The organism is Paenisporosarcina quisquiliarum (assembly GCF_043641925.1).
In the GTDB taxonomy this organism is placed as follows: domain Bacteria; phylum Bacillota; class Bacilli; order Bacillales_A; family Planococcaceae; genus Paenisporosarcina; species Paenisporosarcina quisquiliarum_A.
Genome location: NZ_JBHZRU010000017.1, coordinates 22,863 through 42,176 on the forward strand (window position 1 = coordinate 22,863; position 19,314 = coordinate 42,176).

The 19,314-nt window shown below is 37.7% G+C and carries 20 protein-coding genes; 14 read left to right on the forward strand and 6 right to left on the reverse strand.

Annotated features, from left to right (window positions below; genetic code table 11):
* Window positions 1–7 precede the first annotated feature (7 nt).
* The 4 genes from ACHUE4_RS12710 (at window position 8) to ACHUE4_RS12725 (ending at window position 2,757) form a co-directional block, all read left to right on the forward strand.
* Window positions 8–784: a sulfite exporter TauE/SafE family protein gene (locus ACHUE4_RS12710; RefSeq protein ID WP_394190597.1), complete on the forward strand. Its 777-nt coding sequence runs from the start codon at window positions 8–10 to the stop codon at window positions 782–784.
* A 31-nt stretch (window positions 785–815) separates the two neighbouring features.
* On the forward strand, window positions 816–1,160 hold the full coding sequence (locus ACHUE4_RS12715; protein ID WP_394190599.1) for a DsrE/DsrF/DrsH-like family protein: 345 nt from the start codon (window positions 816–818) through the stop codon (window positions 1,158–1,160).
* Window positions 1,161–1,176: 16 nt separating this feature from the next.
* Window positions 1,177–1,557, forward strand: a complete 381-nt coding sequence (locus ACHUE4_RS12720; RefSeq protein WP_394190601.1) for a peroxiredoxin family protein — start codon at window positions 1,177–1,179, stop codon at window positions 1,555–1,557.
* Window positions 1,558–1,866: 309 nt separating this feature from the next.
* On the forward strand, window positions 1,867–2,757 hold the full coding sequence (locus tag ACHUE4_RS12725; protein ID WP_394190603.1) for a TIGR01777 family oxidoreductase: 891 nt from the start codon (window positions 1,867–1,869) through the stop codon (window positions 2,755–2,757).
* A gap of 204 nt (window positions 2,758–2,961) precedes the next feature.
* Here the strand turns inward: ACHUE4_RS12725 and ACHUE4_RS12730 are convergent, their stop codons facing one another.
* Window positions 2,962–3,759 (reverse strand): DUF817 domain-containing protein, encoded by a 798-nt coding sequence (locus ACHUE4_RS12730; RefSeq protein WP_394190605.1) that lies wholly within the window; start codon window positions 3,757–3,759, stop codon window positions 2,962–2,964.
* 156 nt (window positions 3,760–3,915) lie between these two features.
* On the opposite strand from ACHUE4_RS12730, the gene ACHUE4_RS12735 reads away from it, so the two are divergent.
* A complete protein-coding gene (locus ACHUE4_RS12735; RefSeq protein WP_394190606.1) occupies window positions 3,916–4,506 on the forward strand; it encodes an SET domain-containing protein in 591 nt (196 codons plus the stop codon).
* Window positions 4,507–4,698: 192 nt separating this feature from the next.
* Here the strand turns inward: ACHUE4_RS12735 and ACHUE4_RS12740 are convergent, their stop codons facing one another.
* On the reverse strand, window positions 4,699–6,372 hold the full coding sequence (locus ACHUE4_RS12740; RefSeq protein ID WP_394190608.1) for a ribonuclease J: 1,674 nt from the start codon (window positions 6,370–6,372) through the stop codon (window positions 4,699–4,701).
* A 327-nt stretch (window positions 6,373–6,699) separates the two neighbouring features.
* Between ACHUE4_RS12740 and ACHUE4_RS12745 the strand changes: the two genes are divergently transcribed.
* Both ACHUE4_RS12745 and ACHUE4_RS12750 read left to right on the forward strand, forming a co-directional pair.
* Window positions 6,700–7,911, forward strand: coding sequence for a NupC/NupG family nucleoside CNT transporter (locus tag ACHUE4_RS12745; RefSeq protein WP_394190610.1), 1,212 nt, complete (start codon window positions 6,700–6,702; stop codon window positions 7,909–7,911).
* Between the two features lie 97 nt (window positions 7,912–8,008).
* The gene (locus ACHUE4_RS12750) at window positions 8,009–8,548 is read left to right on the forward strand and encodes a GNAT family N-acetyltransferase (protein WP_394190612.1); all 540 of its coding nucleotides are present in this window, start codon (window positions 8,009–8,011) and stop codon (window positions 8,546–8,548) included.
* Window positions 8,549–8,571: 23 nt separating this feature from the next.
* Here ACHUE4_RS12750 and ACHUE4_RS12755 read toward each other — a convergent pair whose 3' ends face one another.
* The 3 genes from ACHUE4_RS12755 to ACHUE4_RS12765 form a co-directional block, all read right to left on the reverse strand.
* Window positions 8,572–8,757, reverse strand: coding sequence for a hypothetical protein (locus ACHUE4_RS12755; RefSeq protein WP_394190614.1), 186 nt, complete (start codon window positions 8,755–8,757; stop codon window positions 8,572–8,574).
* A 29-nt stretch (window positions 8,758–8,786) separates the two neighbouring features.
* A complete protein-coding gene (locus ACHUE4_RS12760; protein ID WP_394190616.1) occupies window positions 8,787–8,978 on the reverse strand; it encodes a hypothetical protein in 192 nt (63 codons plus the stop codon).
* A 93-nt stretch (window positions 8,979–9,071) separates the two neighbouring features.
* Window positions 9,072–9,380 (reverse strand): YciI family protein, encoded by a 309-nt coding sequence (locus ACHUE4_RS12765; RefSeq protein WP_394190618.1) that lies wholly within the window; start codon window positions 9,378–9,380, stop codon window positions 9,072–9,074.
* Window positions 9,381–9,562: 182 nt separating this feature from the next.
* Here ACHUE4_RS12765 and ACHUE4_RS12770 point away from each other — a divergent pair, with 182 nt between their 5' ends.
* The 6 genes from ACHUE4_RS12770 to ACHUE4_RS12795 all read left to right on the forward strand — a co-directional run bounded on the left by ACHUE4_RS12770 (window position 9,563) and on the right by ACHUE4_RS12795 (window position 14,734).
* On the forward strand, window positions 9,563–10,543 hold the full coding sequence (locus ACHUE4_RS12770) for a hypothetical protein (protein ID WP_394190620.1): 981 nt from the start codon (window positions 9,563–9,565) through the stop codon (window positions 10,541–10,543).
* Window positions 10,544–10,580: 37 nt separating this feature from the next.
* Complete coding sequence (locus tag ACHUE4_RS12775; RefSeq protein ID WP_394190622.1) at window positions 10,581–10,727, forward strand: hypothetical protein; 147 nt, start codon at window positions 10,581–10,583, stop codon at window positions 10,725–10,727.
* Window positions 10,720–12,066, forward strand: coding sequence for an arsenic transporter (locus tag ACHUE4_RS12780; protein ID WP_394190624.1), 1,347 nt, complete (start codon window positions 10,720–10,722; stop codon window positions 12,064–12,066). Before ACHUE4_RS12775 ends, ACHUE4_RS12780 begins: the two co-directional genes overlap by 8 nt.
* Before the next feature lie 18 nt (window positions 12,067–12,084).
* Window positions 12,085–12,750 carry a hypothetical protein gene (locus tag ACHUE4_RS12785; protein ID WP_394190626.1) on the forward strand — a complete coding sequence of 222 codons (666 nt, stop codon included), beginning with the start codon at window positions 12,085–12,087 and terminating at the stop codon, window positions 12,748–12,750.
* Window positions 12,751–12,909: 159 nt separating this feature from the next.
* Entirely contained in the window at window positions 12,910–13,863 is a 954-nt protein-coding gene (locus tag ACHUE4_RS12790) for a TRM11 family SAM-dependent methyltransferase (protein WP_394190628.1), read from the forward strand.
* A gap of 478 nt (window positions 13,864–14,341) precedes the next feature.
* A complete protein-coding gene (locus ACHUE4_RS12795) occupies window positions 14,342–14,734 on the forward strand; it encodes a DUF1761 domain-containing protein (RefSeq protein WP_394190630.1) in 393 nt (130 codons plus the stop codon).
* A gap of 344 nt (window positions 14,735–15,078) precedes the next feature.
* Here the strand turns inward: ACHUE4_RS12795 and ACHUE4_RS12800 are convergent, their stop codons facing one another.
* Complete coding sequence (locus tag ACHUE4_RS12800) at window positions 15,079–15,939, reverse strand: TetR/AcrR family transcriptional regulator (protein ID WP_394190632.1); 861 nt, start codon at window positions 15,937–15,939, stop codon at window positions 15,079–15,081.
* Window positions 15,940–16,072: 133 nt separating this feature from the next.
* On the opposite strand from ACHUE4_RS12800, the gene ACHUE4_RS12805 reads away from it, so the two are divergent.
* Window positions 16,073–19,144 carry an efflux RND transporter permease subunit gene (locus tag ACHUE4_RS12805; protein ID WP_394190634.1) on the forward strand — a complete coding sequence of 1,024 codons (3,072 nt, stop codon included), beginning with the start codon at window positions 16,073–16,075 and terminating at the stop codon, window positions 19,142–19,144.
* The last annotated feature ends 170 nt before the right edge of the window (window positions 19,145–19,314 follow it).

Consider the following 19,314-nt stretch of genomic DNA (forward strand, 5'->3'; position numbering starts at 1 on the left):
ATTTTCTATGGATTTAACATTTGTAGTTGTTATTTTTCTAATTGGATTTGTAGGATCCTATATATCAGGTATGTTAGGTATTGGTGGCTCCATTATCAAGTACCCAATGCTCTTATATATTCCATCATTGTTTGGCTTGGCTGCATTCAGTGCTCATGAAGTTTCTGGGATTAGTGCAGTACAAGTATTCTTTGCGACCATTGGTGGTGTTTGGGCTTATCGTAAGGGTGGTTATTTAAATAAATCATTAATCATCTATATGGGTGGAGCGATTCTACTAGGTAGCTTTATCGGTAGTTTTGGATCACGTTTAATGAGTGAGTCTGGAATTAACTTGGTGTACGGAATACTAGCTGTGATTGCTGCGGTTATGATGTTTATTCCGAAAAAGAATATTGATGACATTCCATTTGACCAAGTTACATTTAATAAATGGATTGCTGCCTCATTGGCATTCATCGTAGGGATCGGGTCAGGGATTGTTGGAGCGGCAGGTGCTTTCTTACTGGTACCAATCATGTTAGTTGTCCTTAAAATTCCAACGCGTATGACCATCGCTTCATCACTAGCGATTACGTTTATTTCATCCATTGGTGCAACCATCGGGAAATTAACAACGGGTCAAGTCGATTACTACCCTGCGGCTATTATGATTGTCGCTAGTTTAATCGCAGCACCACTTGGCGCAATGGCTGGTAAGAAGATAAACACGAAAATCTTGCAAGTCATTTTAGCAATCCTGATTGCGGTTACAGCAATCAAAATCTGGATTGATATTTTATAAGCACTAGCTTGAATAGAAAGAAGTGAAGAGCGTGGCGAAGCAAACACTCGTATACTTTGTTTCCTTAAGTTCAAATGCACCAGCAGTATTAACAGAAGCAATCGAAAAAAGTGCAAATCACGCCATTTCAATATTCTTCGATTTAGATGGAGCCCATGTTTTAGACATGCGCTACTTGAGAAAACTAAATCGAACTCATGGTAAGGACCTAGAAATGCTTTTAAAAACAGCTATCCAAAGTGGCATTAAACTATTTGGTTGCCAAATGAATGTCTTGATAGCAGATGGCCTAGAACTTATAGACGGTGCTGAACTATCAGGTGTTGCTTCTTTCCTAGAGATAGCTTATGAAGCAGACGCTGTCTTGAGTTATTAAAGGAGGAATCACTTCTATGGAAACAAAAAAAGTGTTAGTACTCGCCATGCACAACGAATTGGAATCAGCATACCCTCCATTGAATATTGCCGTTGGAGCCGCTGCTTCAGGTGCTGAGGTTAGCTTAGTCTTTTCTCGAAAAGGAATAGACATACTAGCTGAAAATTATGTACCTCTCCCGTCAAAAGGACTTGAGTATTTATCAAATGCACTGAAGAATTTCGAAGTATCCTCTGTACACGAATTACTAGAAATCGCAGTGGATTTGGGCGTCCAATTATACGTAGTCGATTTGGATATTCATACGGATACATCATTTAAATTTGACGCAGACCAAGTGTCGATTAAATGGGTATTAAATGAAGCAGCCAAAGCTGATCTATTTGTTCATTTTTAAATTGATAGATTAGAAGGGGAGAGTCCCAAAAGTCATATAAAGTGACTTTTGGGACTCTCCTTTTTCTTTATCTAATAAAAAAGCGGATTAGAAAATGTGTGAAAATGATGAATTTTAGAAAGTGGTAGTCGAATCCTTGAATAGGACCGGTCAATGCTTGAATAGGTCCAATGAATTCTTGAATACACCAATCGAATCCTCGAATAGCCCCCACCAAATGGAGAATGTTTTTTTCTCAGGTACTAAAGCATCTTTATCCGATTGTTTTCGTCTCAATAAGTAGTAATGCTTTTAAGAGGAGGAACAACCGTGAAAAAGAAAGTTGTTTTAGCCGGTGGAACCGGATTTATTGGCCAATACTTCGAAAAGAAATATAAAGAACAGGGGTATGAAGTTTTCATTATTTCAAGGCAGACCCAACATATCTCTTGGAATGACCAAGACAAGATTATTTCAGCACTCAATGGCGCAGAGCTTGTCATTAATCTAGCTGGAAAATCCGTTAATTGTCGATACAATGAAAAGAATAAAAAAGAAATTATACATTCTCGAACTGAGACGACGGATACGATTGGCTTAGCGATTTTAGCTTGTGAACATCCGCCAGAACTTTGGGTTAACTCGAGTACAGCAACAATTTATCGTCATGCAGAAGATCGTCCGATGACGGAAACGAATGGAGAAATCGGTGAAGGATTTTCGGTGGATGTGGCAAAAGCGTGGGAACAATCATTATTCGCCTTTCATTTGCCTCAAACGCGAAAAGTGGCTTTACGTATTGCTATTGTGTTGGGTAAGGATGGTGGGGTAATGGAACCTTATATGAATTTAGTTCGATTTGGACTCGGAGGCGTGCAAGGTACGGGTACGCAAATGTTCAGTTGGATTCATATTGAAGATGTGTACCAAATCGTTCAATTCATTCAGGCTAATAAAGAATTGAGTGGGGTCTTCAATGCATCAGCTCCACAACCGGTCAGTAATAAAGACTTTATGAATCATTTGCGAAAAGCAAAAAATCAAAATTTTGGATTACCTTCTCCGAAATGGATGTTAGAAATCGGTGCTGTATTTATGAGAACCGAAACAGAACTCATCCTTAAAAGTCGCTGGGTACTTCCCGAGAGACTAGAGGAAGAAGGGTATACGTTTACTTATGCCACGTTAGATCAAGCACTTAAACAAATTGTGAAGAACTAATACAAAACACCTTCCACGAAATTAACTTTGTGGAAGGTGTTTTGTGTAGTGGGTTTTCTCAAAAAGTAGACTTGATTATGAGACGGGTTTGATTGATAAAAGTGTGATTTTGATTGATAAATCCTCAGATTGATTGATAAATCTCCAGTTTGATTGATAAATGTACGAAACTGATTGATAAAGTGAATTCCTGCCCAAAACAGACTAATAAATGCGTGCAAGCCAACCGGTTTTCACTATTTCAGTCTGAGTGGATTCGTGTTTGACTCGTTTTAATTGAGCGACAATGATGACGCTGATTACGACTAATAAAAACCAAGAACTAATTTTCCCGATATGAACGAGCGACCATGCTGCTTCTTGATTAGGATATTGCCATGCCCCTAAAAATGTTGTGATATTTTCGGCGATCCAAATAAAGAAGCCAATCAGAAGAAAGGACAAGGTTAACGACATTTTATATCGTTGCTCAAAGATTTGATAGGTGACGGCGGTTCTAAAGAAGATGACTAATAGAAGTACAGTTAGTACCCATCTTGCATCATAGAGATAATGATGAGTAAAGAAATTGAGATAAATGAGAGAACTTATTAAGATCGCATAGATGGATTTCGGCCAATTAATTATTTGCAACTTCATTCTTCGCCAACTTTGGCAAATGTAGCTTGCAACACTTGCGTACATAAAGCCGCTGTACAAAGGAACTCCCATTATTTTGCTATAAGCTTCCTCTGGGTATGACCACGAACCCATATGAACTTTATATAACTCCAGGGCAAGACCGATGATGTGAAATAAACAAATGACTTTAAACTCATCAAACGTTTCTAATTTTGATACGAGCATCCCGATTTGCGCCAGCACACAAATAATTAGGATGAAATCATAGCGGGGCAAAAAGGTGATTTCTATAAATTTGGATAAAGCCAAAGCTGCAAAAATGATTACGGGAAATACGCAAGATAGAGCTTGTAAATAAGTGAATTGTAGAAGATTTCTCATGAGTATAAATCACCTACCTTTGTAATTTTTAATACGACAATTGCGGTTATGAATAAGACGTTATGTTGTCTGAAAGGTTCTTCAATCAACATTCGTTTCCCTAGATGCATACGTTATGAATTAAAACCAACTATGTAAAGGGGAATACTCAACATCATGATTCATCCACATACTGAATTACGTTTTATTAATAAAGAAATTGGTTTCGGTGTATTTGCTACAAAATTGATTCCCAAAGGAACGATTACTTGGGCTTTAGATGAGTTGGATCAAATATTGGAACCGGAATTCGTGAATTCAACTTCATCTTTTTGTCAGGAAGTTATAAAAAAATATGCCTATCGAAATCAAGATGGGTTATACATTCTTTGCTGGGATTTGGGGAGGTACGTGAATCATAGTTTTCACGCGAATTGTATGGGGACAGCCTATGATTTTGAAGTTGCGATACGAGATATATACCCGGGGGAAGAACTTACGGATGACTATGGAACTTTGAATATAGAAGAACCATTTGCTTGTATCCCAGAACAGGGAACAAAGCGAGAGATCGTGTATCCAGATGATCTGCTTTATTATCATGAAGAATGGGATCGCCAAGTTGTGGAGGCGAGTCATTATTTTGACCAGGTGGAACAACCTTTGCTTTCCCTTGTGCGACCGGATTTTATCAAGGTGTTTAAACAAGCTGCTGAAAATGGAAAGCTTCAGGATTCCATTAAAAACATTTATTACGACCGTTCCTAAAATCGCCATTTTGAAGTCGAAAGCCAATAAATTCGCTGGTTGCGCCAAATTATTCGCTCGTAACGCCAAATTATCGAAGGCTATCGCCATATAATCCTCAAATAAAGACAGATTATTCTTCCCTAACGCCATATTCCTCAATACAAAAAAGCGCAACCCCGGTAAAACAGGATTGCGCTTTTGAATTCCTCGTTAAACCTCTATAACAATCGGCAATATCATGGGTCTGCGTTTAGTTTTCGCATATAACATTTTGCCAATCGTTGCTTTGATGCTTTGTTTTAAGACGCTTCTTTGATTTCGATCAGCAATTTGAATGCTTTGCATGGTCGATAAAACCAAGCGATCGACTTCTTTCATCAACTCTTCTGACTCCCGAACATAGACAAACCCACGTGAAATTGTATCTGGACCTGAGATGATTTGCCCATCAACTTTCGAAATGGTGACAACGATGACTAACATGCCGTCTTCAGATAATAGCTTACGATCACGCAACACCATGTTTCCAATGTCACCAATTCCTAAGCCATCCACATACACATCTCCTGCAGAGACACTTCTTGTGTGGCGAACAGTATCACTTGTAACATCCACGACGTCACCATTTTTAAGAATAAAGATATTTTCACCTTCCACACCAACTGCCTGAGCTAATTGGCTGTGTAGGTGTAGCATGCGGTATTCTCCGTGAATAGGAATGAAGTACTTTGGCTTCATAAGTGTCAGCATGAGTTTGAGTTCTTCCTGACAAGCATGTCCTGAAACATGCATTCCGGTTGCGTTACCTGACCCGTAAATGACATGTGCTCTCCGTTGATACAATTGGTCAATAATCTTAGAGACGCCGCGTTCATTTCCTGGAATAGGGGTAGCTGCAAAAATAACTGTGTCTCCGGGCAAGACCTCAGCTTGTCGATAATTTCCACTGGCAAGTCGTGATAACGCCGCCATTGGTTCACCTTGGCTTCCGGTACAAAGAATCGCAACACGCTCGGGATCCATGCGACCAATTTCTTGTGCGTCGATGAGCATGTCTTCCGGCATATTCAAATACCCTCGTTCAAGTGCGACGGAAACCACATTAACCATGCTGCGACCAAGTAAAGCGATTTTTCGATTGGTTAATATGGCCGCATCCACAGCTTGTTGTAGACGGTGGACGTTGGAGGCAAAGGTAGTGACGAAAATCTTTCCTCTAGCTTTTCGAAATGCTTCTTCTAAATGTCCGCCAACTAAACTTTCTGAAGGTGTGAAGCCTGGACGTTCGGCGTTCGTACTTTCGGATAATAAAACCAGTACGCCTTTTTGTCCGATTGCCGCCATTTCATGAATATCCGCATATTCTCCGTTAACTGGAGTTAGATCAAACTTGAAATCACCAGTATGGACAACCGTTCCGAAAGGCGTTTCAAAAGCGATTCCTAAACAATCCGGTATGCTGTGGTTCGTTTTGAAAAATGTACAAGAAATCGCATCAAAAGATAAATTGGAATTCGAGTCAATCAAGTGAAGCTCTGTATCGCGTAATAAACCATGCTCCTTTAGCTTAATCTCGATTAAACCGAGAGTCAGCCTAGTTGCGTAAATCGGAACACTCATTTGTTTTAAAAAGTATGGAATTCCTCCAATATGATCTTCATGGCCATGGGTGACAATCAGTGCTCGAACCTTATCTTTATTCTGTTGTAAATAAGAAATATCTTGAATGATTAAATCAATGCCAAGTAAACTTTCATCGGGAAACTTTCCTCCGCAGTCGATGATGACAATCTCATTTTCAACTTCTAGTACATACATATTTTTACCGATTTCATTTACGCCACCTAAGGCGAAAATAGCGAGTGAATTTTCAGCTGATGTCAAAATAGAATCCTCCTACTTTTAAATGACTAACAAAAGTATGGTCAAGTAAGAGTGTTTTTACTCGGTTAGAAGTAGGCGAAATTTATATAAAACAAAATAATGTATCATTCTTTCTAATTTTAGCAATACTCTTTTAATCGACTTAAAATCCTCACATATCAACATTCATGCGTTCTTTACACATATTATCCATTTACTTCTTTCAATAGATTTGTTACCATTCCGATGAGTTGTCTGACGACCGACAACCTTAAATTCAACTTAATTGCGAAAGAAAGCGTTTACTTTCTTTTGTTAAATCAAATACCAATAAAAGAGGTGTCATACATGAATATCATTTGGGGAATAGGCGGGATTTTCGTTGTTTTAGGAATTGCGTTTTTATTATCAAGTGCTAAGAAATCCATTAATTTACGAACAGTATTAGGTGGATTGACCATTCAGGTTCTCTTTGCATTTATCGTGCTAAAGTGGGAACTTGGACGTGAAGCATTAAAGAAATTTGCTGAAGGCGTTCAAAATATAATTGGTTATGCGAACGAAGGAATAGGTTTTCTATTTGGTCCAGCAGCTGATGTAGAAGGTTTCGGGTTTGTCTTTGCTTTTCAAGTATTGACGGTTATCATCTTCTTCTCTTCTTTAATATCTGTACTCTACTATTTAGGGATCATGCAAGTCTTAATTCGTTTCATTGGTGGAGGATTGTCTTGGCTACTTGGAACAAGTAAAGCAGAATCGATTTCAGCTGCAGCCAACATCTTTGTCGGTCAAACAGAAGCACCTTTAATCGTTCGTCCATTTATCGCAAAAATGACAAAATCAGAATTATTTGCGGTTATGACTGGTGGTTTGGCTTCAGTAGCTGGTTCAGTTTTAGTCGGATATGCATTACTCGGAGTACCTCTTGAATACTTACTTGCAGCGAGCTTTATGGCAGCTCCAGCAGGTTTGATTTTGGCTAAAATTATGATTCCAGAAACAGAAGAAGTGGATGAATCAGAATTTGAGCTAGAGAAAGACGACGCTTCTACTAACGTAATCGATGCTGCTGCTAGAGGGGCGAGTGATGGGTTGCATTTAGCATTGAATGTTGGTGCGATGCTTCTAGCCTTTATCGCACTGATTGCACTTGTAAATGGATTATTAGGCGGTATTGGTAGTTTCTTCGACTATGATTCGCTTTCAATTGAAGGGATTTTAGGATTTGTCTTTGCACCTCTTGCTTTTGCAATAGGTGTACCTTGGGAAGAAGCAGTACAAGCCGGTAGTTATATTGGCCAAAAATTAGTATTAAATGAATTTGTAGCTTATTCTTCATTTGCACCTGAAATTGCCAACCTGTCTCCTAAAACGGTTATTGTGGTCAGCTTTGCACTATGTGGATTCGCTAACCTTAGTTCAATGGCTATCTTACTAGGTGGTTTAGGAGCACTTGCTCCCAATCGCCGAAGTGACATAGCAAGATTAGGTATTCGCGCAGTAGCAGCTGGTATGCTTGCATCTTTATTAAGCGCAGCAATTGCTGGTATGTTTCTTTAATTAAACCTTAAATAAATAAATGAGAATAAAGAGGAGTGCTGGTTTTAAAAACCAGCACTCTTTTTTTGATACACTAAAAATAAAAAGGTGAATTAAAGTGGAAATTAAACTCATAACCATGCAGGATTTAACGGATGATTTTTTATTAACATTCCAGCGATATCAAGAAACGCATAAAGTTCTGGTTGATATAGATAATCGTTTATTTGAAAAGAACGACTCATTCATTGACGATTGGGATACATTAATAAAAGTAGCAATTGTTCAAGAATTGCGTACCTGTTTGACCGCAGGTGGAATAGTCCTTGGAGCATATGACAATCAGTCTCTTATAGGATTTGCCAATATTAAACCTACTCGGTTCGGACCTCAACTTGAATATGTAGAGTTATCATATATTCATGTTTCGAAAGAATTTAGAGGAATCGGAATTGGGAAGAAATTATTTAAGGCGTGTTTTGAAATGGGAAGTAAATTAGGAGCTCAAAAACTCTATATTGCAGCCCATCCCTCGATTGAATCTCAGTTGTTTTATAAGAAAATGGGTTGCACTTTGGCCTGCCATATCGAAAAAGACATTTTATCTAAAGAACCTCTAGATATTCAATTGGAACGAAAAATCACCCCCTCATTTTAAACAAGTGAGTGGGTGATTTTTGTTTAATGTGTATGTCTCTTTTCGTAATTGGCGATCGCTTCTTGTCGATTATTTTCAGTAGAATCCGAAATTTGATCGGCAATCGCTTCTTCTTCAAACTTGTTATCAAGCCAAACTTGAACGCCATTTAATGTGAAAAGCAACTGATTTGCTTCTGAGGAATATTCTTTTGCACGATCTGGATTCAAACTAATCCACTCCATTAACCTAAGCTCAATTATCGCTTATTGTTGTTACGCTCGTTTGTACCGTTCCCATTTTGTTTTAGTGTTTTGTTGATAATTTCCGTGAACTCTCTAGAGAATTCTTCTTTTCGAGTAGTTGACGTAGTGGTCTTTGGTGCCGTTTTTTGTGTTTTAGGTGAAGAGTTATTATTGTTGTTTGTTGAATTATTGTTGTTTTGTCCCATTTGTTTCGCCTACTTTCTAAGAATTGTATTCGTAAAAAGTATGGCTCAAAATGAGTAGGTCTATGTAAGAAGAAATTAGTAATTTACTCCATTTTACGAACGTATGAGTGCAACTCTGTAAGGAAACAATGTGGCAGTCATAATTCCTTCTTTCACAGCAGGATCAGTCTCCATAAATAATTGAGCTTCTTCCTCGGAATCCACTTCAAAAATTACAATTCCAAAACCATCGGAATCCATATTTAATGTTCTTCCTGCTAATATCACCGTTCCTTCTTGTTCTGCTTTCTTTAACGCTTCAAAATGGCGAGCCACAATGTCATTTTCACTATCAGTCCAATTTTCTTCGCTTAATAAAGAGGGAATCAATTTAAGTTGATATAAGAATTGTAATTTCTCCATGAACAAACCTCCAATGTACTGATTCGTATATATTCCACACCTACAAACAAATCCCTTTAATTTGAGTTCACGGTATATACCTATGCATGAATGATGTAGTAGGCATATATATAACAATACGCAGTCCTGCCATGTTTTTTATATGAACTTTGATAGGTGTAAAAGAAAGGGGAAGAAACAGAGTGGAAGATAATTATTTGCAATCGTTGGTTGGAAAAGGTGTCCAAATCCATAGAGGAGGACCTGATTCTAACACTGGGAAATTACTTGATGTGACAGAAGATTACGTTGCGTTGCAAAAAGACGATGGAGAAATCATTTACTTTAAAACCTCACATATTAAAAGTATTCGTGAGAATGCCATGATTAAATTTAACTCACTTTTAAATACGGACGAAACTTTATTTATTAAAGCGAGCAAATTTCAGGAAATGGCTTCTCAATTAAAAGAACAAAACGTTCGAATAAATGGGAAAGGTCCGGAGTCCAGGGTAGGGAAATTAGTCGATGTAAGAGATGATTATGTCATCATTTATACAGAAGATGACGGGCTAATTTTTTACAAAGATCAGCATATTAAAAGCTTGAGTACGCCTTTAGAAAAATTGGAGTCAACAAATGATTCTGGGGAAAATGAAACAGAGCAAAATACAGAAGAATTACTAGAAGAAGGAGAAGTTCCTAAGGTGAACACGGAACTTGAAAATCTTCTTAAGCTTTCAGCAGCGGCTAGTATGAATGATTTGTTATCAAATTTAAAATATTCATGGATTAAAGTGAATCGAAAAGGGCCAGAAAGCGTTGAAGGACTTTTAGTTGATTCGAGTGATCAACATTTAGTATTAGCGGTGGATAATGAGATTCTTAGAATTTCAACTTATCACATCAAAAATTTCAGTGTAAATACCAAAACGTCAAAAGAAGAACCTGAAGAAAAGAACGATTCAAAAGAAGACTCGAAAAATTCAAAAGATGAGTCTAAAGATGAGTCTAGCGAACAAAAAGAGTCCAAACAAAAAGATTCAGACAATAATGAGTCAAAAGAACAAAATTCGGAAGACGTAAGTGAAGCTCAAAAGTTATTTGAAGAACGCTTAAAAGTAGCTGCAAGAAAACGCAATCGACGTATTCGAAAAAATGCCCTACAAAATAAGAAAAGATAAATTCGTTCTACCTAAACTTGTGGAAAGGAGGGTGGACATGATCATATTTTCACTATTGATGGGATCAGGTTTAATCTTCTATCATCTATTAACTCCTCCCACCGAAAAGGCTGTGGCTCCAACAAACATGGTGACGAAAGCGAAAAGGAAATTCCGTATTAATGGGGTTCAGTCCAATGCATGATAGTCTCATCGTATATACATTTGCGATTTTTGCCTTAACCACATTATGTATCTTATGGAGACCTCAAGGCATCAATGAAGCAATACCTGCCATAAGCGGAGCGATTCTTTTGTTTATAGCAGGTATTGTCCCTTTACATGATATTGTCTATATCTTTAAGATCGTGAGCGGACCTTCCATTACCATCATATCGACAATTGTCATGTGTATTGTCTTAGAAAGCATCGGAGTATTTCGCTGGGCAGCTTTAAATGTCGTGAAGAGAGCTAAGGGATCGGGTATTCGTCTGTTTTGGTCGATTATGCTGTTGTGTTTTTTAATGACCGTTTTTTTTAACAATGACGGGAGTATCCTCATCACCACGCCAATCATTTTACACATTGTTCAAATCATTCGTATTAAACCACAGCAAAAACTACCTTACTTATTTGCGGGTGTGTTTATTGCAACGTCTGCAAGTTTGCCGATAGGTGTCAGTAACATCGCTAACTTAATCGGCTTGCAGATGGTTGGTTTGAATTTGGTATCCTATACGAATTTAGCTTTTGTTCCTTCGATGATTGGAATTGCAACGTTAAGTTTGCTTCTGTATTTGTTATTTAGAAATGAAATTCCTCGTAAAATACCAGACATCCAAGATTCGATATCTGATCCTACTTTTAAAAATCATCCTCTTTCAGGTGTGAAAAAAACAGTTGAATCGATGAACTGGCCCCTATTCCGAACGTGTATTTTTCTAGTTGTACTCATTCGAGGGAGCTACTTTATCTTGCCAGCATACGGTTTTTCAATCGAATGGATCGCTATTACCGGAGCTTTATTACTCATCGGAATTCGCTGGATAAGTTTAAAAATAAGTCCCGTTGATGTTTTATGGAAAGCCCCTTGGTATATTTTGGTCTTTGCTTTTGGGATGTATGTGACCGTTTACGCACTAAAAAATACAGGTGTAACGAGTTATATGATGTCCATATTAGATGGAGTTATGACACAAAGTCTTATGTCAGCAAGCTTTGCATCAGGCATACTAATTAGTGTTCTTTCCAATCTCATGAACAATTTACCTTCTGTAATGCTTGGGACTTTATTGATTACTGAAATTGGACTCGACACGCAAACGTTACAAGTTGCCTATATCTCAATGATCATAGGAAGTGATATTGGTGCATTATTAACGCCACTTGGGACACTTGCCACTTTGCTATGGATGTTTGTCTTGAAAAAAAACGGCGTTGCGATCACCTGGAGTGCTTATTTTAGAGTGGCATTGATGGTCATTCCTATTACGCTTGTAGTCACGCTTATTGCATTAAATATATGGCTCTGGTTGATTTTATGAGGAAAGGAGACGCTTACTATGAGATTTTTCGATCAATATGAAGGGAAAATGATTGAAGTCGAACTTTCTTCAAAAAAACATATCTCTGGAAAATTAATTGAATGTGGTTCGGATATTCTCGTTGTTCTTACTGGTCAATATTATGCCTATTTGCCGCAAAAACATATTCATGTCATCAAAAGATGTGAAGAAAATGAATATGACATTATTCAGTCTGAGCCGTCGCCCATTAAGCAAACGAGTGATGGATTAACTTTAATGGCCGTCCTAAACAACGCAAAAGGGATATTCGTTGAAGTAGACATTAGTGGGATTGGAGCGATTTTTGGCTACGTTACGCACGTCATGAGCGACTATTTCGTTTTTTATTCCCCTGCACTGAACCAACTATTCATTCCTATCCATCATCTAAAATCAATCACCCCTTATTTGAATAAAACCCCGTATGACCTCCCGTTAACGTCCATGATTTTTCCGGTAAATCAATTACTCACAGACAGTTTTACGAAACAAGTGAAACAATTACAAGGTGAAATGGTTCAGTTTGATGGGGGAAAAAATGCATACAAAATGGGTGTCCTTACACATGTAGAAAATGACTTAGCAGAACTCACTATAGGGAATGGTCAAAAACTGTATTTGAACATTTCTCATATCAAATCTGTCCAAAAAGCTCTTGGGTGATTTCCGTGGATTAAAACCTCATGCACATATAAATCAGCCACCCTTCGCCAAGTGCCAGGATGGCTGTTTCATTATTGCAAAGTGTTCCAAACTCGTATCTGAACTTCAAGTCAGTGATATAATTAATGGAATCACGTTAGACTAAAGGATGAGAATGAATTGAACCAATACCCTAGAACCGGTGACTATATTTATACATACGCGTATAAGCCCGACGAAGAATCACTGTGTTATTTAGAAATGCGTTCGTTATTTGGAGAAGACACACAAACGAAAGTTATCAAAAGTACGTATGACATAAATCCGAGTCGAAGTCCTTTTATTAAAGAACGAATCGAGGTTTTATTTGAAGGAAATGAACTCTCCGAGATCCTTAAGCAAGTTGAAGTAGTGGATATGGGAGAGTTAACATTCAAAGTCCTTTTTGTGAAAATAAATGATTTAGCTTCCACTGAAAAAGTTGAATACAAACAAAAACGAGAAATCGAACGGGAAATCGGCCTGATTATTGAGGGTGAAGCGGATGTTCATCGTCCGGAAGTTACATTCGGTTTGGTTCCGTTTAAAGGAAAATGGTACTTTGGTTTGTACGAGAAGAACGAAGCTGTTTGGCTGCATCATCAGAAGAAACCTAGAGAATATTCAACTGCTTTGAGCACACGAGTGGCTAGAGCTGTTGCGAATATTGCCGTCCCGAATCCTAAAGACGTTAAAGCAATTGATCCTTGTTGTGGAATCGGGACAGTGTTAGTTGAAGCCTTATCGATGGGAATTAATATTGTGGGTCGAGATATAAATCCGCTTGTGGTTCTTGGATCTAGGGAAAATATAGCTCATTTTGGTTTAACAGGAGATGTTGATTTAGGACCCATCGCAGAAGTAAAAGAGACATATGATGTCACCATTATTGATATGCCCTACAATCTGTACACGCATGCGACTCCAGAAGAACAACTGTCTATTTTAAAAAGCGCACGTCCATTTTCTAAAAAACTAGTAGTCGTCACGATAGAAAATATTGACCATATGATCAAAGACGCTGGTTTTGATATTATCGATCGATGTGTCGCAAAAAAAGGGATATTTTCGAGAGAAATACTTGTTTGTAAATAGAGTCGAGTATGATAATACAATCTGTAAAAGAGAAAGAATCCATTTTATAAAACGAACAAAATGGATTCTTTCTCTTTTTTATTGACTTCAACCGCGCTGGTAAATTTGTGATAAATAATTTGCGATTTCACCTAACCTCCAAACGATGAGTACTAAACAAATTACAATAACAACTAAACTTACAACCTTTATCTTCTCAAAATTAAGCATCTAAAATCCTCCACCTTTTTTTAACCTTATTCTCTAACAAATCCTCAAATCCTTTTTCAATCCTGCAACATCAAACCTATTAATTAAAACTTTATAGATGACGAAGTAGCAAATAATTCTTAAAAGCAAGTATGGATTGCTTGTATGGTATGAGCTATGATGAAATTGACCTATATGTAACCTAGGCCAACAATAGCGCTTTAAAACTCTAAGAGAAGCTAGGTTTTACTAGGCAACAATAGGTACTGAATAGCAATGGGGTGTTCGTATGGTCGTAGAGTGGGACGAGTTAAATGTAATAGCAATTATTCTTGGGACGTTGTTGTACATGGTGTACGGTGGGATTTATTATTCAGTAAGACTTGGCGGAGATAAATATCCTGAAAAGAAACAATTGGAAATGGCAGGGCCAATGAAATATATCGTTTCAGTTATAGTGGCGTTCATTAGTTCGTTTGTAGTTGCTGTTTTGGTTCAAGCGACTGGTGCAGAGAGTATCACTGAGGGATTACTTGTCGGATTGATGATTGGTGTTATTATCACTCTTGTTTATTTAAAAAATCGTTTGTTTGGATTAATGACTCATCGATCTTTCCTAATCGCAATCGGTGATCATTTAGTCATTTTCACACTTTTAGGAGCTCTTCATGGATTGATGTAATTTGAAACGGGGCTGTCCTATGACAGCTGTCTTTGACAGTTGAGCCTGTGGGGTCTACCTTGTTTCTTTTTTCCGCAAGAGTCTTCAGAAATAGCAAACCACGTAACTAATAACTGAACACAACTTTATATGAGAATTAGTGCAGTATATTTATAGCGTTTTCAATTGATTGGAATGGAGGTGGCGACTCCGAGGTGATCAGCACGAGCTTTAGACCCTGGACTGAGCATCGCGAGGGAAGCGGCTAAAGCCGTGCCACCCGGAAATCGTCCACCGCAAAGGAAATCAACATTTAAATTGTTTAGATTTTGAGACTTGTCCAATGACAAGTCTTTTTTCTTTGCCTATTTGTTAGTATCCAGATAGTTCGTTACGTTTGAATGCAATTCATTCATCGAATCGATGGTTTCTACATTAGCGATCATTCCTTTTAATACCGGAATTCTCGGCTGCTCTCTTTTTAACTCATCAGCAATTACTTCTAACGTAACCAGCAAATCTTCATCATCCGTTTCGGAAATACATAGGTTTACATATTGTAGTAAAGATTGCTTTGGAGAATTTAAGTTCGCTGGTTGTAATAAATGATTGTTGAGCATCTGCTTGTTTAAAAAGGGTGTAGGTTGTTTGGATAAAAGCCCATCCACAATGTCGTCCAATCGGTCCAAGATAAATGTTGCCATTAATTGATAATCGAGTTGTTTGCGATGTAAGAGGATCACTTCAATATATCCATGAAGAAGTCCTTTGGTCATCACGATTAAATCGGTTAAATAAGGTTGGACCTTTTCTCCGTATACATCTATGAACATGTGGTGTAAAAGTGTGTGATGCTGCTCCTGCACCTTGCCAAGAAGCTCAATCATATTTGAATTCAATGGATTCGTCTGTTCTCGAATTTGCATCAATATGAAATCTGCGTGACTGTCGATTTCCTCAAATTGAATCATCAATAATGAAAGGAATTTTTCTCGTGGCGTGTTGTGTTTTAATTGGTCTAGATTGTTTAAGCGGTGGGAAAGTTTTTCGAAAAAATATTCAAAAATGGAGATATGCAATTCTTCTTTCGATTTAAAAGATAAATAAAAGGAACCTTTGGAAATCCCGCATGCGTCTGTGATTTCTTGAATAGAGGTTGATTCAAAACCTTTGGTGGCAAATAAATGCATCGCCTTCTCAATGATTAAAGTTTTCTTTTTAGACATATTCATACCCCTTATTTATAAAATGCGAATTAAATAGATAGTTTAAGATTGACCTATGAATGACCGGTCAGTTATATTATGAAGTAATATGACCCGTCGGTCAAATAATGTAGGGTGGAAGTGAATAATTAGAATGAATTCCATTATTAACTTTGTATTGAAGAATAAATTTGCCGTATGGTTATTAACGATTGTAATAACCGTTGCTGGTATAACAGCTGGTACGCAAATGAAATTAGAGACGATTCCTGATATAACAATTCCAGTTATAACAGCTACTACGGTATACCCGGGTGCAACACCTGACCAGGTAGTCAAAGAAATTTCGGAACCACATGAAAAAGCGGTTCGTAATTTAGAGGGAGTTAAATTAGTTACTTCATCTTCCTATCAAAATGCATCATCACTCCAAATCGAATTTGAATTTGGGACTGACATGAAAGAAGCTGAAACCGAAGTAGTAGCTGCACTTAATAGCCTTCCATTACCACAAGGTGCACAAGAGCCATCGGTTGATAGAATCAGCATTAATGCCTTTCCTGTTGTCGCATTAAGTGTCTCGAGTGATAAAGAAACTCTTGCTGAATTAACGGAAACAGTAGAAACAAACTTGGTGCCAACACTTGAAGGATTAGAAGGTGTTTCATCTGTTGCTGTTTCTGGACAACAATTAAATGAAGTGAGTTTTAGGTTTAATCAAGACAAACTCGCTGAATTCGGGCTAACTGAAGAAACAGTTAAAGGTATTATTAAAGGATCAGATATTATTTTCCCATTAGGTTTATTCCCATTTGAGGGAGAAGAACAATCTGTGGTTCTCGATGGGAAACTAGCATCAATTGATGATTTGAAAACGTTAGAACTTCCAGTTGTACCACCAGCTACGAATGGAGTTCCTGCTCAACCGACAACTGTTGCACTTGGCGAGGTTGCAGACATTGAACTCGTTGGTAAAGCGGAATCCATTTCACGTACAAATGGTAAGGAAGCGATTGCTGTTCAAGTCGTAAAGTCTCAAGGGGCAAACACGGTTGATGTCGTGAATCTGGTTAAAGAAGAAATGAAGGAATTTGGAGATAATCATACAGACTTCGAAATCATTTTTACATTAGATCAAGGTGAACCAATTGAGAAATCAGTCGAGACGATGATGAGCAAAGCCTTGTTTGGTGCAGGATTTGCTGTATTGATTATTTTATTATTCCTACGAAATATTCGATCCACATTGATTGCCATCATTTCGATTCCATTGTCATTGTTGATCGCAGTATTGCTTATTAAACAGTTGGACATCACGTTAAATATGATGACCCTTGGTGCGATGACAGTTGCGATTGGTCGCGTGATCGATGACTCGATCGTTGTTGTTGAAAATATTTACCGCCGAATGGCATCTCCAACTGAAAAATTAAAAGGAAGAGCTTTAATTCGCGAAGCAACGAAAGAAATGTTTGTTCCGATTCTTTCTTCTACTTTAGTAACCATTGCCGTGTTCTTACCAATCGGTTTAGTAGGAGGCATGGTTGGTGAATTATTCTTACCGTTTGCCTTAACGATTGTGTTTGCATTATTAGCTTCATTGTTAGTAGCTATTACACTAGTGCCAATGTTATCCCATTCTTTATTCAAAAAAGGATTAAGTGCAAAACATACGCATGATCATGAGAAACCTGGTAAATTAGCTGGAGCTTATTTGAAAATCCTAAAATGGACTTTGAATCATAAGTTAGTCACAACAATTCTTGCTATTGCACTTTTCATCGGAAGTTTAGCATTAGTTCCGTTTGTCGGAACGAGCTTCTTGCCTGAGGAAGAAGAAAAAATGATGTACATCACGTATACGCCTGAAGCGGGCGAGACGAGAGAAGACGTGGAAGAAACGGTTTCTGATATTGAAACCTTCTTTATGGAAAGAGAAAATGTTGATAGTGTTCAAGTTTCCATTGGTGGAGAAAATCCAATGATGCCGGGACAAAATAACGGCGCGTTATTGTACGTGATTTATGAAGATGAAACACCTGAATTTGCTGCTGAAAAAGAAAATGTGATGAGCGATGTTCAAAAATTCGATGCAGCTGGTGAATGGAAATCTCAAGATTTCAGTACAAGTGGTGGAAGTAATGACTTGAATTATTATGTATATGGTAAAGACCTGGAGACAATTGAACCAATTATTAACGAGATTGAATCGATTTTTAATGAAACAAAAAATATCAAGAATGTAAGTTCAAGTATTTCAGATTCATATCAAGAACATACATTAGTGGTGGACCAACCAAAACTTATTCAATATGGCTTAACGACTGCACAAGTTGGAATGGCGTTAAATCCAAATGGACAGCGTGAAATGTTAACGACCGTTGAACAAGATGGCGATACTTTTGATGTGTATATTGAATCGAATACAGAAAAGCCTGAAACGCTAGATGAGTTATTGAAGAAAACTATTGCTTCACCAATGGGCATGGAAGTACCAGTTGAAGACGTAGTAACGGTAGTTGAAGGAGAAACCTCAGATACAGTTTTAAGAAGAGATGGTCAAATTTATGCGAGCGTTACTGGAACATTAATTGCTGAAGATATATCGAAGGATTCTACTGCGATTCAAGAAAAAGTAGATAAAATTAATCTTCCACAAAATGTGGATATTGAAACTGCTGGTGTAACAGCTGATATGCAAGAGTCCTTTACTCAGTTGGGCTTAGCTATGTTAGCAGCAATCGCCATCGTTTACCTTATTTTAGTTATAACGTTTGGTGGTGCAATAGCTCCACTTGCAATTCTATTCTCACTACCATTTACAATTAGTGGTGCACTTCTTGCATTATTGATTGCTGGTGAAACAATCAGTATTTCGACAATGATTGGAGCATTGATGTTGATTGGAATCGTTGTAACAAATGCGATTGTTTTAATTGACCGAGTGATTCATAAAGAAAAAGAAGGAACAACTACTCGCGAAGCCATTTTAGAAGCGGGTGTTACAAGACTTCGTCCGATTTTGATGACGGCAATAGCTACAATTGGTGCTTTAATTCCGTTGGCTATTGGAGCTGAAGGTAGTGGTTTAATTTCAAAAGGGCTAGGTGTAACGGTAATTGGTGGTCTAACAAGTTCAACCTTGTTAACGCTCATCATTGTTCCTGTGGTCTATGAATTCTTAAGTAAATTCCGCAAGAAAAAGCTTTCTGAAGAAGTAGAGTAAAATCGAAGCGTGTAGAGGGTAGAAAGTATCCTTCTGCACGTTTTTTATATGGAGCTGTTTTAAAGATAATCCCGTAAATTATTCATCAAATCCCGTAATTTTATGTGTGAATCCTGTAAATTTGAAGGCTAATCTAGTAAAAATGGGTGCTAATCCCGTAAAACAACGAT